The 12,988-nt window shown below is 60.7% G+C and carries 9 protein-coding genes; 7 read left to right on the top strand and 2 right to left on the bottom strand.

Going from position 1 to position 12,988, the window contains the following annotated elements; all coding sequences use genetic code 11:
* Window positions 1–4 precede the first annotated feature (4 nt).
* Window positions 5–541 (bottom strand): retropepsin-like aspartic peptidase RloA, encoded by a 537-nt coding sequence (gene rloA, locus GQ39_RS16145; protein ID WP_047531528.1) that lies wholly within the window; start codon window positions 539–541, stop codon window positions 5–7.
* 303 nt (window positions 542–844) lie between these two features.
* Between rloA and GQ39_RS16140 the strand changes: the two genes are divergently transcribed.
* From GQ39_RS16140 to prpD, 6 genes are all read left to right on the top strand, one after another.
* A complete protein-coding gene (locus tag GQ39_RS16140; protein ID WP_177329355.1) occupies window positions 845–1,561 on the top strand; it encodes a GntR family transcriptional regulator in 717 nt (238 codons plus the stop codon).
* Window positions 1,558–2,451 carry a methylisocitrate lyase gene (gene prpB, locus GQ39_RS16135; RefSeq protein WP_047531524.1) on the top strand — a complete coding sequence of 298 codons (894 nt, stop codon included), beginning with the start codon at window positions 1,558–1,560 and terminating at the stop codon, window positions 2,449–2,451. Before GQ39_RS16140 ends, prpB begins: the two co-directional genes overlap by 4 nt.
* A gap of 146 nt (window positions 2,452–2,597) precedes the next feature.
* Window positions 2,598–3,725, top strand: coding sequence for a bifunctional 2-methylcitrate synthase/citrate synthase (gene prpC, locus GQ39_RS16130; protein WP_047531522.1), 1,128 nt, complete (start codon window positions 2,598–2,600; stop codon window positions 3,723–3,725).
* A gap of 194 nt (window positions 3,726–3,919) precedes the next feature.
* Window positions 3,920–6,514 (top strand): Fe/S-dependent 2-methylisocitrate dehydratase AcnD, encoded by a 2,595-nt coding sequence (gene acnD / locus GQ39_RS16125; RefSeq protein ID WP_047531520.1) that lies wholly within the window; start codon window positions 3,920–3,922, stop codon window positions 6,512–6,514.
* Between the two features lie 67 nt (window positions 6,515–6,581).
* Window positions 6,582–7,772: a 2-methylaconitate cis-trans isomerase PrpF gene (gene prpF, locus GQ39_RS16120; RefSeq protein ID WP_047531517.1), complete on the top strand. Its 1,191-nt coding sequence runs from the start codon at window positions 6,582–6,584 to the stop codon at window positions 7,770–7,772.
* Between the two features lie 142 nt (window positions 7,773–7,914).
* Window positions 7,915–9,399: a 2-methylcitrate dehydratase gene (gene prpD, locus GQ39_RS16115; RefSeq protein WP_047531514.1), complete on the top strand. Its 1,485-nt coding sequence runs from the start codon at window positions 7,915–7,917 to the stop codon at window positions 9,397–9,399.
* Between the two features lie 118 nt (window positions 9,400–9,517).
* On the opposite strand, the gene ppsR is transcribed toward prpD, so the two are convergent.
* A complete protein-coding gene (gene ppsR / locus GQ39_RS16110) occupies window positions 9,518–10,336 on the bottom strand; it encodes a posphoenolpyruvate synthetase regulatory kinase/phosphorylase PpsR (RefSeq protein WP_047531512.1) in 819 nt (272 codons plus the stop codon).
* A 175-nt stretch (window positions 10,337–10,511) separates the two neighbouring features.
* On the opposite strand from ppsR, the gene ppsA reads away from it, so the two are divergent.
* Window positions 10,512–12,887 (top strand): phosphoenolpyruvate synthase, encoded by a 2,376-nt coding sequence (gene ppsA / locus GQ39_RS16105; protein ID WP_047531510.1) that lies wholly within the window; start codon window positions 10,512–10,514, stop codon window positions 12,885–12,887.
* The last annotated feature ends 101 nt before the right edge of the window (window positions 12,888–12,988 follow it).

Here is a 12,988-nt window from a genome sequence, read left to right as displayed (position 1 = left end):
TAAATTACTCTGCGGTATGAGCGTCGGTGGTGCAGGCGGGTTTGCCGGCAGCATATTTAAGGCTGGGGTCGACCAGCGCGTCGAAGCGTTTGAGCGCTTCGGAGCCAATCAGGAGCGGGTATTGGAAAGCGCTGCGGTCGGTCAGGTTCACTTCGATGCTGCGCAGGGCCGAGCCCATGCAGATATCCAGCTCGATCACCGGGCGGGCCGTGTACTTCTTGCCTTCTTCCGGGTCGTAGTCGCCGGCCCGACGCTTGATCTTGCTGACCCGGGCCAGCGGTCGTTCGATCGGGTGCGAATGGGCGGCGTCGATGGCCAGATAGAAACGCACCCACGATTCGCCGTTGCGTTTGAAGCGCTTGATGTCGCGGGCGCTCAGGGAAGCGGTTTTCGCTCCGGTATCAAGCTTGGCGGCCACTTCGAGGTCGATACCGCCCAGGGACGCGTATTCATTGAGGCCGTATACGGTCTTTTCCCCTGCCGCCGCGAAGCCGGGCAGGCAAAGAAAATAAAGGAATGTGGGGAAGGGCTTGAGTCTCATAAATCCTGGTGCGCAGCGGTCCGTACTTCGATTCAAGGCCCTGGCATCGCTGCACAAGTTCCCTCGTATGCCTATCAGGGTTTTATGACAGACAGTGCAGATGCGGCAAACAAATGCGGGCGGCATTCTAGCACGGTGGTTTTGTGGCGCCAGCGCTGACCGGCGGCTATAAACAGCGGTTCATGTGTGGTGATGGTGCAGACGGTTATTAGACGATTGTCGACAATATCCAATTATCCTTTGACTAAGACGCCTTGATTCGCTAGTTTTTGCGGCATTAGCTTTCAAGGTGTCGACAATATGCTGGATCAACTCGATCCCCCGCTGGTCACCCAAGATGATTCGGAAACACTTTCCGAAAACGTCTTCCGGCGCATTCAGGCGGCCATCGTCAAGGGTGAGATCGCCCCGGGCAGCAAAATCTCCGAGCCAGAGCTGGCGCGCACCTATGGCATCAGCCGGGGGCCGCTGCGTGAGGCCATCCACCGCCTCGAAGGCCAGCGCCTGCTGGTGCGTGTACCCCACGTCGGTGCGCGGGTGGTGTCGCTGAACCATGCCGAATTGCTGGAACTTTACGAAATCCGTGAGTCCCTCGAAGGCATGGCCTGTCGCCTGGCCGCCGAGCGCATGACCCTCGAAGAAATCGACGAACTGCGCCAGGTTCTCGAAACCCATGAACGCGATGAAGCGTTTCAGGCGGGTCGGGGCTACTACCAGCAGGAAGGCGATTTCGACTTCCATTACCGAATCATCCAGGGCAGCGGCAACCGTACCCTGACGCAAATGCTCTGCGGCGAGCTGTATCAATTGGTGCGCATGTACCGCATTCAGTTTTCCACTACGCCCAATCGCCCGCGCCAGGCCTTCGCCGAGCACCACCGAATTCTCGATGCCATCGCCGACCGTGACGGTGAACTGGCCGAGTTGTTGATGCGCCGCCACATTGGCGCTTCCAAACGCAATATCGCCCGTCATTATCAGGACGGCGCCAACCCGACAGCCAAACGAGGTGAGTCATGAGTTTGAACAAGAGCACTCCAGGCCAGCGTTTCCGCGATGCGGTCGCCAGCGAGCATCCATTGCAAGTGGTCGGCGCGATCAACGCCAACCACGCGCTGCTGGCCAAGCGCGCCGGTTTCAAGGCGATCTACCTGTCGGGTGGCGGGGTGGCTGCCGGTTCCCTTGGCGTACCTGACCTGGGCATCACCGGCCTGGATGACGTGCTGACCGACGTGCGTCGCATCACCGACGTCTGCGACCTGCCGCTGCTGGTGGACGTCGACACCGGTTTCGGCTCCTCGGCGTTCAACGTCGCCCGTACCGTCAAGTCGATGATCAAGTTCGGCGCCGCGGCGATTCACATCGAAGACCAGGTCGGCGCCAAGCGTTGCGGCCACCGTCCTAACAAAGAAATCGTGTCGCAGCAGGAAATGGTCGACCGCATCAAGGCCGCCGTCGATGCCCGTACCGATGACAGCTTCGTGATCATGGCCCGTACCGATGCCCTGGCAGTGGAAGGTCTGGAATCCGCCCTGGATCGCGCCGCCGCGTGCATAGAGGCCGGCGCCGACATGGTGTTCCCGGAAGCCATCACTGAACTGGAGATGTACAAGCTGTTCGCCAGCCGCGTGAAAGCGCCGATCCTGGCCAACATCACCGAATTCGGCGCGACACCGCTGTACACCACCGAGCAACTGGCCGGTGCCGACGTATCGCTGGTGCTGTACCCGCTGTCGGCTTTCCGCGCCATGAACAAGGCTGCCGAGAACGTCTACACCGCGATTCGCCGCGACGGCACGCAACAGAACGTCATCGACACCATGCAGACTCGCATGGAGCTTTACGATCGCATCGACTACCACACCTTCGAACAGAAGCTCGACGCGTTGTTTGCGCAAAAGAAAGGCTGAATCAAACCCTGTAGGAGCGAGCCTGCTCGCGATGGACGCCAACGATAACGCGGTGTCCCTGATGCACCGAGGTGATCCGTCCACCTTCGCGAGCAGGCTCGCTCCTACAAGTTTCCCTAACAAATTCAAGAAGACTGGAGACAGTAATGGCCGAAGCAAAAGTACTCAGTGGCGCCGGACTCCGTGGCCAGGTTGCCGGGCAAACCGCACTGTCCACCGTGGGCCAGTCGGGCGCAGGCCTGACCTATCGCGGCTACGATGTTCGCGAACTGGCGGCTGACGCACAATTCGAAGAAGTCGCCTACCTGCTGCTGTACGGCGAATTGCCGAGCAAGGCACAACTGGCGGCCTACATCACCAAGCTGAGCAAACTGCGCGACCTGCCGCAAGCGCTGAAAGAAGTGCTGGAACGCATCCCCGCCGACGCCCACCCGATGGATGTGATGCGCACCGGTTGCTCGTTCCTGGGCAACCTGGAACCGGAGCTGGACTTCTCCGAGCAACACGACAAGACCGACCGCCTGCTGGCCGCGTTCCCGGCGATCATGACCTACTGGTATCGCTTCAGCCACGACGGCAAGCGCATCGACTGTGTGACCGACGAGCCGTCCATCGGTGGCCATTTCCTGCACCTGCTGCATGGCAAAAAGCCGAGCGAGTTGCATGTCAAAGTGATGAACGTGTCGCTGATCCTCTACGCAGAGCACGAGTTCAACGCTTCGACCTTCACCGCACGGGTTTGCGCATCGACCCTGTCCGACCTGTATTCCTGCATCACCGCGGCTATCGGTTCGCTGCGCGGTCCGCTGCACGGCGGCGCCAACGAAGCGGCGATGGAAATGATCGAGCGTTTCTCGTCGCCTGAAGAGGCGGTCGAGGGCACCCTCGGCATGCTGGCGCGCAAGGACAAGATCATGGGCTTCGGCCACGCGATCTATAAGGACAACGATCCGCGCAACGAGGTGATCAAGGGCTGGTCGAAAAAACTCGCCGACGAAGTGGGCGACAAGGTGTTGTTCCCGGTTTCCGAAGCCATCGACGCCACCATGTGGGAGCAGAAGAAACTGTTCCCGAACGCCGACTTCTACCATGCCTCGGCGTACCACTTCATGGGCATCCCGACCAAATTGTTCACGCCGATCTTCGTTTGCTCGCGCCTGACCGGCTGGGCCGCCCACGTGTACGAACAACGCGCCAACAACCGCATCATCCGCCCGAGCGCCGAGTACATCGGCGTCGAGCAGCGCAAGTTCGTGCCAATCGAACAACGCTGAATGGTCGGGGCCTGCACCGGGATCTGAATTCACGCGAATCCCTGTAGGAGCGAGCCTGCTCGCGATGGAATGTCATACACATTGGTGTCGACTGACACACCATCGCCAGCAGGCTCGCTCCCACAGTGGAAAGTGTTGACTTCATGCCCGGTGTCATCCCCACCCTTTGTAATTACCGTGACCGAGTCCTGACGATGAACACAAAATTTCGCAAATCGCTGCCTGGCAGCCAGCTGGATTACTTCGATGTCCGTGCGGCTGTCGAAGCTATTCAGCCAGGCGCCTACGACACCCTGCCGTACACCTCTCGCGTGCTGGCGGAAAACCTTGTGCGTCGCTGCGACCCGGCCACGCTTAACGAATCCCTGAAGCAGTTCATCGAGCGCAAGCGCGACCTCGACTTCCCGTGGTTCCCGGCCCGCGTGGTGTGCCACGACATTCTCGGCCAGACCGCGCTGGTCGACCTCGCCGGCCTGCGTGACGCCATCGCCCTGCAAGGCGGCGATCCGGCGCAAGTGAACCCGGTGGTGCCGACCCAATTGATCGTCGACCACTCCTTGGCCGTCGAGCGCGGTGGCTTCGATCCGCAAGCGTTCGAAAAGAACCGCGCCATCGAAGACCGTCGTAACGAAGACCGTTTCCACTTCATCAACTGGACCAAGAAGGCGTTCAAGAACGTCGACGTGATCCCGCCGGGCAACGGCATCATGCACCAGATCAACCTGGAGAAAATGTCTCCGGTGATCCAGGTCCGTGATGGCGTGGCGTTCCCCGACACCTGCGTCGGCACCGACAGCCACACCCCGCACGTCGATGCGCTGGGTGTGATCGCCATCGGCGTTGGTGGCCTGGAAGCGGAAAGCGTGATGCTCGGTCGTGCATCGTGGATGCGTCTGCCGGAAAGCGTGGGCGTTGAATTGACTGGCAAGCTGCAGCCGGGCATCACCGCCACCGACATGGTGCTGGCGCTGACCGAGTTCCTGCGCAAGCAAAAAGTTGTTGGCGCATGGCTGGAGTTCTTCGGCGAAGGCGCTGCCGCGCTGACCCTCGGCGACCGCGCGACCATCTCCAACATGGCCCCGGAATACGGCGCCACGGCGGCGATGTTCTACATCGACCAGCAGACCATCGACTACCTCAAGCTCACCGGTCGTGAAGACGAGCAGGTGCAGTTGGTGGAGAACTACGCCAAGACCACGGGCCTCTGGGCTGACAGCCTGAAGGATGCGCAATACGAGCGCGGCCTGACGTTCGACCTGTCCACGGTGGTGCGCAACATGGCCGGCCCGAGCAACCCGCACGCCCGTGTCGCGGTGTCGGATCTGGCGGCCAAAGGCATCTCCGGCAAGTGGGAAGATGTGCCAGGGCAAATGCCCGACGGCGCGGTGATCATCGCTGCCATCACCAGTTGCACCAATACCAGCAACCCACGCAACGTGATTGCCGCGGGCCTGCTGGCGCGCAACGCCAACAAGCTGGGTCTGACCCGCAAGCCATGGGTCAAGTCGTCCCTGGCGCCTGGCTCGAAAACCGTGGCGCTGTACCTGGATGAAGCCGGCCTGACCACCGAGCTGGAACAACTCGGTTTCGGCGTCGTCGCCTTTGCCTGCACCACCTGCAATGGCATGTCCGGCGCGCTGGATCCGGTGATCCAGCAAGAGATCATCGACCGCGACCTGTACGCCACCGCAGTGCTGTCCGGTAACCGCAACTTCGACGGACGGATCCATCCGTACGCCAAGCAAGCGTTCCTCGCGTCGCCGCCACTGGTGGTCGCGTATGCCATTGCCGGCACCATCCGCTTCGACATCGAGAAGGATGTGCTGGGTGTGGTTGACGGCAAGGAAATTCGCCTCAAGGACATCTGGCCAAGCGACGAAGAGATCAACGCGGTCGTTAAAGCCTCGGTGAAGCCGGAGCAGTTCCGTCAGGTGTACATCCCGATGTTCGCCATCCACGAAGACACTGGCCCGAAAGTCGCGCCGCTGTATGAGTGGCGCGAGATGAGCACCTACATCCGCCGTCCGCCGTACTGGGAAGGCGCGCTGGCCGGTGCCCGTCCGCTCAAGGGCATGCGCCCGCTGGCCGTGCTGCCGGACAACATCACCACCGACCACCTGTCGCCATCCAACGCGATCATGCTCGACAGCGCCGCCGGTGAATACCTGGCGAAAATGGGCTTGCCGGAAGAGGACTTCAACTCTTACGCGACTCACCGTGGTGACCACCTCACCGCGCAGCGCGCCACCTTCGCCAACCCGAAACTGTTCAACGAAATGGTTCAGGAAAACGGCAAGGTCAAGCAGGGCTCGCTGGCTCGTGTGGAGCCGGAAGGCAAAGTCATGCGCATGTGGGAAGCCATCGAAACCTACATGGACCGCAAGCAGCCGCTGATCATCATCGCCGGCGCCGACTACGGTCAGGGCTCGTCCCGCGACTGGGCGGCCAAGGGCGTGCGCCTGGCTGGCGTGGAGGCGATTGCCGCTGAAGGTTTCGAGCGCATTCACCGCACCAACCTGGTGGGCATGGGCGTGTTGCCGCTGGAATTCAAGCCGGGCACCAATCGTCACACCCTGGCCATCGACGGCAGTGAAACCTATGACGTGGTGGGCGAACGCACCCCGCGCGCCGAGTTGACGCTGGTGATCCATCGCAAGAACGGCGAGCGCGTCGAAGTGCCGGTGACCTGCCGTCTCGACACCGCCGAAGAAGTGTCGATCTACGAGGCCGGCGGCGTGCTGCAACGCTTCGCCCAGGACTTCCTCGAAGAATCGGCGGTTGCCGTTTAACGCGCGCAGCACAGACACGGGACTTTTGAGTCCCGTGTCTTTTTCCAGATCAGGAGTAACGAGCACCATGGCTCATGCACCGCAAATCAAGATTCCCGCCACCTACATGCGCGGCGGCACCAGCAAAGGCGTGTTCTTCAGCCTGCGAGACTTGCCTGAAGCGGCCCAGGTTCCAGGCCCGGCCCGCGACGCCTTGTTGCTGCGCGTGATCGGCAGCCCCGACCCGTACGAAAAACAAATCGACGGCATGGGCGGCGCGACGTCGAGCACCAGCAAAACCGTGATCCTGTCGAAAAGCATCAAGGCCGATCACGACGTCGATTACCTGTTCGGTCAGGTCTCCATCGACAAGCCTTTCGTGGACTGGAGCGGCAACTGCGGCAACTTGTCCGCGGCGGTCGGTTCGTTCGCCATCAGCAACGGTCTGGTGGACGCCAGCCGCATTCCGCACAACGGCGTGGCCGTGGTGCGCGTATGGCAGGCCAACATCGGCAAGACCATCATCGCCCATGTGCCGATCACCAACGGCGAAGTGCAGGAAACCGGCGATTTCGAACTCGACGGCGTGACCTTCCCGGCCGCTGAAGTGCAGGTCGAATTCATGGACCCGGCAGCGGAAGAAGAGGGCGGTGGCGGGTCGATGTTCCCGACCGGCAACCTGATCGATGATCTGGAAGTGCCCGGCGTCGGCACCCTCAAGGCGACCATGATCAACGCCGGCATCCCGACGATTTTCGTCAATGCCGAGGACATCGGCTACAAGGGTACCGAGTTGCAGGGTGCGATCAATGGCGACCCGAAAGCGCTGCAGATGTTCGAAACCATCCGCGCTTATGGCGCGCTGCGCATGGGCCTGATTGCCAACATCGACGAAGCGGCCAAGCGCCAGCACACGCCGAAAGTGGCGTTCGTGGCCAAACCGGCCGAGTATGTCTCGTCCAGCGGCAAGTTGGTCTCGGCGAGTGATGTCGACCTGCTGGTGCGTGCGTTGTCGATGGGCAAGTTGCACCACGCGATGATGGGCACGGCGGCTGTTGCCATCGGCACCGCGGCGGCGATTACCGGCACCCTGGTCAACCTTGCGGCGGGCGGAGTCGAGCGCAACGCGGTGCGCTTCGGTCACCCGTCCGGCACCTTGCGCGTCGGCGCTGAAGCCAGCCAGGTCAATGGCGAATGGACGGTGAACAAAGCCATCATGAGCCGCAGTGCGCGGGTGTTGATGGAAGGTTACGTTTGCGTGCCGGGTGATTCGTTCTGATTGACGCATAACCCAGTAGGAGCGAGCCTGCTCGCGATGCACCTGAGAGCACCGCTGGGTGTCAGCCACCCAGCGTTATCGTCGATGACCATCGTCGGAACGCCGCCCGGAGCAAGCTCGCTCCTGCAAGAGGGAATCGAACATGAGCGCCAACGTTGACCTCAATAACCGTCCGGACTACGACCAGGTGCTGCAGGACATCGCCGATTACGTACTCGATTACACCATCGAGTCCCGGGAAGCCCTCGACACCGCTCGCAACTGCTTGATGGACACCCTTGGCTGCGGGTTGCTGGCCCTGCGTTTCCCTGAGTGCACCAAACACCTGGGGCCCATCGTCGAAGGCACTGTCGTGCCGTTCGGCGCTCGCGTGCCCGGCACCAACTACCGCCTCGATCCGGTCAAGGCTGCCTGGGACATTGGCTGCATCGTGCGCTGGCTCGACTACAACGACACCTGGCTCGCGGCCGAGTGGGGCCATCCGTCGGATAATCTCGGCGGCATTCTCGCGGTGGCCGATCACTTGTCGCAAAAGCGTCTGGCCAATGGTGAGGCGCCGTTGACGGTTCGCACGGTGCTGGAAGCGATGGTCATGGCCCATGAGATTCAAGGCGTGATCGCGCTGGAAAATTCGTTCAATCGTGTAGGCCTTGATCACGTCATTCTGGTGAAGGTCGCCTCGACGGCGGTCTGCGCCAAGCTGATGGGGGCCAATCGCGAGCAGTTACTCTCGGCGCTGTCTCACGCCTTCGTCGACGGCCAGGCGCTGCGTTCCTATCGCCATGCACCGAATGCCGGCTCGAGAAAATCCTGGGCGGCGGGCGACGCGTCCAGTCGTGGTGTTCGTCTGGCGGACATCGCCATGCGCGGCGAGATGGGCATTCCCGGTGTGTTGAGTGCCAGGCAGTGGGGCTTTTATGACGTGCTGTTCAGCCACACCAATAAGGACCTGGCGCTAAAGCCCGAAGATAAACGGGCGTTCAGTTTTTCCCGGCCGTACGGCAGTTATGTGATGGAAAACGTGCTGTTCAAGATCAGTTTTCCCGCCGAGTTCCACGCACAAACAGCCTGTGAAGCCGCAGTGACCCTGCACCCGCAGGTGCGAAACCGTCTGCACGACATCGACAGGATCGTCATCACCACCCACGAATCGGCGATACGCATCATTTCCAAGGTCGGCCCTTTGGCCAATGCCGCCGACCGCGATCATTGCCTCCAGTACATGACCGCCGTGCCACTGGCATTCGGCAATCTGGTGGCCGAACACTACGAAGATGACTTCCACAAGGCACATCCGATCATCGATGTGTTGCGCGAGAAAATGGTCATCGTCGAAAACCCGGTTTACACCCGTGAGTACCTGGAGGCCGACAAGCGTTCCATTGCCAATGCCATTCAGGTTTTTTTCAAGGACGGTTCCAGCACCGAGAACGTGGTGGTGGAGTACCCGATCGGCCACCGACGGCGCCGTGCCGAGGGTATTCCGCTGCTGGAGGATAAATTCAAGGCGAACTTGCTGACACGATTCATCGGGCAGCGTAGCGCCGAGATTTTTGCGTTGTGCAAGGATCAGGCAGCGCTTGAAGCGACGCCTGTTAATAGATTTGTGGATTTGTTTGTGATCTAGAAGATCGCGTTATCGTTCAATCGCCAGCAGGCCGGTTCCCACCGTTGATTTGCGTTCACCGCAAATCCCCTGTGGGAGCCAGCCTGCTGGCGATAGGGCCGGAACCGGCGATAGAAACTTACTTGAAGCGCCGCTCGACACCTTTCTCCACCAGAATTTTCGCGGAGATTTCTTCAACGGAAAAATGCGTGGAGTTGATGTGCGGGATGTTTTCGCGGCGGAACAGGTTCTCCACTTCGCGCACTTCGAACTCGCACTGGGCGTAGCTCGAATAGCGGCTGTTGGGCTTGCGCTCGTTGCGTATCGCGGTGAGGCGATCCGGGTCGATGGTCAGGCCAAACAGTTTGTGCTGGTGGGCGCGCAGGGCGCTGGGCAGTTGCAGGCGCTCCATGTCGTCTTCGGTCAGCGGGTAGTTGGCGGCGCGGATACCGAACTGCATGGCCATGTACAGGCAGGTGGGGGTCTTGCCGCAACGCGACACGCCCACCAGGATCAGGTCGGCTTTGTCGTAGTAGTGCGTGCGGGCGCCGTCGTCGTTGTCGAGGGCGAAGTTCACCGCCTCGATCCGCTCCATGTAATTGGTGTTGGCGCCGATGGAGTGGGATTTGCCGACGGTGTAGGAAGAATGCTCGGTCAGTTCCTGTTCGAGAGGCGCCAGGAAGGTCGAGAAAATGTCGATCATGAAACCATTGGAAGTCGCGAGGATCTCACGAATGTCCTGATTGACGATGGTGTCGAAGATAATCGGACGGAAGCCGTCGGTTTCGGCGGCTCTGTTGATTTGTTGTACCATGGCCCGCGCTTTATCCGCGTTGTCGATGTACGGCCGGGTGAATTTGCTGAAGGTAATGTTCTCGAACTGCGCCAGGAGGCTTTGACCCAGGGTTTCGGCGGTAATGCCGGTGCCATCGGAGATAAAGAAAGCAGATCGTTTCATTTGCACCTTGGGCCTTAAGCTAGTAACGAATCTTGGATATGATAGGCGCGATTTGTCGGCCGCCAATGGCCCGCATTCTCACTTATTTTCCAGGTCCAGGCCATACAGCTGGCAAACGCTCTTCCGAGCAAGCCGGCTTCTGAGCTTTTCCAACACAGTTAGTGGAGAGATCACCTTGGTAGAGTACGTAGTTTCCCTCGATAAGCTCGGCGTCCATGATGTGGAGCATGTGGGGGGCAAGAACGCATCCCTGGGCGAGATGATCAGCAACCTTGCAGGTGCCGGTGTATCGGTGCCTGGTGGCTTCGCCACGACCGCTCAGGCATATCGTGATTTCCTGGAACTGAGCGGCCTGAACCAGCAGATTCACGACGCCCTTGATGCCCTGGACGTCGACGACGTGAACGCCCTGGCCAAGACCGGCGCCCAGATCCGTCAATGGATCATGGAAGCCGAGTTCCCTGAAAAACTGAACACCGAAATCCGCACGGCGTTCGCCACGCTGTCCGCCGGCAACCCTGACATGGCCGTGGCCGTGCGTTCTTCCGCTACCGCCGAAGACCTGCCGGACGCTTCCTTCGCTGGCCAGCAGGAAACGTTCCTGAACATCCGTGGCGTCGAAAACGTCATTCGCGCCGCCAAAGAGGTGTTCGCCTCGTTGTTCAACGACCGTGCGATTTCCTACCGTGTCCACCAGGGCTTCGACCACAAGCTGGTTGCCCTGTCGGCCGGCGTACAGCGCATGGTCCGTTCCGAAACCGGCACGGCCGGCGTGATGTTCACCCTCGATACCGAATCGGGTTTCCGTGACGTGGTGTTCATCACCGGCGCCTACGGCCTGGGTGAAACCGTCGTGCAAGGCGCAGTGAACCCGGATGAGTTCTACGTACACAAAGGCACACTGGCCGCCGGTCGTCCGGCGATCCTGCGCCGCAACCTGGGCAGCAAGGCCATCAAGATGATCTACGGCGACGAGGCCAAGGCCGGTCGTTCGGTCAAGACCGTCGATGTCGACAAGGCCGATCGCGCGCGTTTCTGCCTGACCGACGCCGAAGTCAGCGAACTGGCCAAGCAGGCGATGATCATCGAGAAGCACTACAAGTGCCCGATGGACATCGAATGGGCCAAGGACGGTGACGACGGCAAGCTGTACATCGTGCAGGCCCGTCCGGAAACCGTGAAGAGCCGCACCCAGGCCAACGTCATGGAACGTTACCTGTTGAAAGAAACCGGCACCGTGCTGGTGGAAGGCCGTGCTATCGGCCAGCGCATCGGCGCCGGCAAGGTCCGCATCATCAAGGACGTGTCCGAGATGGACAAGGTCCAGCCAGGCGACGTACTGGTTTCCGACATGACCGACCCGGACTGGGAACCGGTCATGAAGCGTGCCAGCGCCATCGTCACCAACCGTGGCGGCCGTACCTGCCACGCGGCGATCATCGCCCGTGAGCTGGGGATCCCTGCCGTGGTCGGTTGCGGTAACGCCACCCAGCTGTTGAAAGACGGCCAGGGCGTCACCGTTTCCTGCGCGGAAGGCGACACCGGTTTCATCTTCGAAGGCGAACTGGGCTTCGACATCAAGAAGAACTCCGTGGATGCCATGCCGGAGCTGCCGTTCAAGATCATGATGAACGTCGGTAACCCGGACCGTGCCTTCGACTTCGCGCAGCTGCCGAACGCCGGTGTGGGTCTGGCCCGTCTGGAGTTCATCATCAACCGCATGATCGGCGTGCACCCGAAGGCGCTGCTGAACTACGACGGTCTGCCGTCGGACATCAAGGAAAGCGTCAACAAGCGTATCGCCGGTTACGACGATCCGGTCGGTTTCTATGTCGAGAAGCTGGTTGAAGGCATCAGCACCCTGGCGGCAGCGTTCTGGCCGAAAAAGGTCATCGTGCGTCTGTCGGACTTCAAGTCCAACGAATACGCCAACCTGATCGGCGGCAAGCTCTACGAACCGGAAGAAGAAAACCCGATGCTGGGTTTCCGTGGCGCCTCGCGTTACATCAGCGAATCGTTCCGTGACTGCTTCGAACTCGAATGCCGTGCCCTCAAGCGCGTGCGCAACGAGATGGGCCTGACCAACGTTGAAATCATGGTGCCGTTCGTCCGCACCCTGGGCGAAGCGAGCCAGGTCGTGGACCTGCTGGCGGAAAACGGTCTGGCCCGTGGCGACAACGGCCTGCGCGTCATCATGATGTGCGAACTGCCGTCCAACGCCATCCTGGCTGAAGAGTTCCTTGAGTTCTTCGACGGCTTCTCCATCGGTTCCAACGACCTGACCCAGCTGACTCTGGGCCTGGACCGTGACTCCGGGATCATCGCGCACCTGTTCGACGAGCGTAACCCAGCGGTCAAGAAGCTGCTGGCCAACGCCATTGCCGCGTGCAACAAGGCCGGCAAGTACATCGGCATTTGCGGTCAGGGTCCTTCGGACCACCCGGACCTGGCCAAATGGCTGATGGAACAGGGCATCGAAAGCGTGTCGTTGAACCCCGATTCCGTACTGGAAACCTGGTTCTTCCTGGCTGAGGGTCAGGCGCAGGCTTGATCCGGTGTGAACGGGCCGCTCTCTTGTAGGAGCGAGCCTGCTCGCGATGGTCGTGAACGATCATGCGCGTTTACTGAATAAACGCGTTGTTCTGGAGTCCA

It is taken from the genome of Pseudomonas sp. 11/12A (genome assembly GCF_000800055.1).
In the GTDB taxonomy this organism is placed as follows: domain Bacteria; phylum Pseudomonadota; class Gammaproteobacteria; order Pseudomonadales; family Pseudomonadaceae; genus Aquipseudomonas; species Aquipseudomonas mohnii.
Note: the sequence above shows the minus strand (reverse complement) of the source record. Positions and strands in the feature narration are given on the sequence as shown.

Excerpts from the sequence above, each read along its gene's own strand:
- ppsR (WP_047531512.1), bottom strand. The coding sequence starts at position 10,336 with ATGAAACGATCTGCTTTCTTTATCTCCGATGGCACCGGCATTACCGCC.
- prpB (WP_047531524.1), top strand. The coding sequence starts at position 1,558 with ATGAGTTTGAACAAGAGCACTCCAGGCCAGCGTTTCCGCGATGCGGTC.
- prpD (WP_047531514.1), top strand. The coding sequence starts at position 7,915 with ATGAGCGCCAACGTTGACCTCAATAACCGTCCGGACTACGACCAGGTG.
- prpC (WP_047531522.1), top strand. The coding sequence starts at position 2,598 with ATGGCCGAAGCAAAAGTACTCAGTGGCGCCGGACTCCGTGGCCAGGTT.
- prpF (WP_047531517.1), top strand. The coding sequence starts at position 6,582 with ATGGCTCATGCACCGCAAATCAAGATTCCCGCCACCTACATGCGCGGC.
- rloA (WP_047531528.1), bottom strand. The coding sequence starts at position 541 with ATGAGACTCAAGCCCTTCCCCACATTCCTTTATTTTCTTTGCCTGCCC.
- acnD (WP_047531520.1), top strand. The coding sequence starts at position 3,920 with ATGAACACAAAATTTCGCAAATCGCTGCCTGGCAGCCAGCTGGATTAC.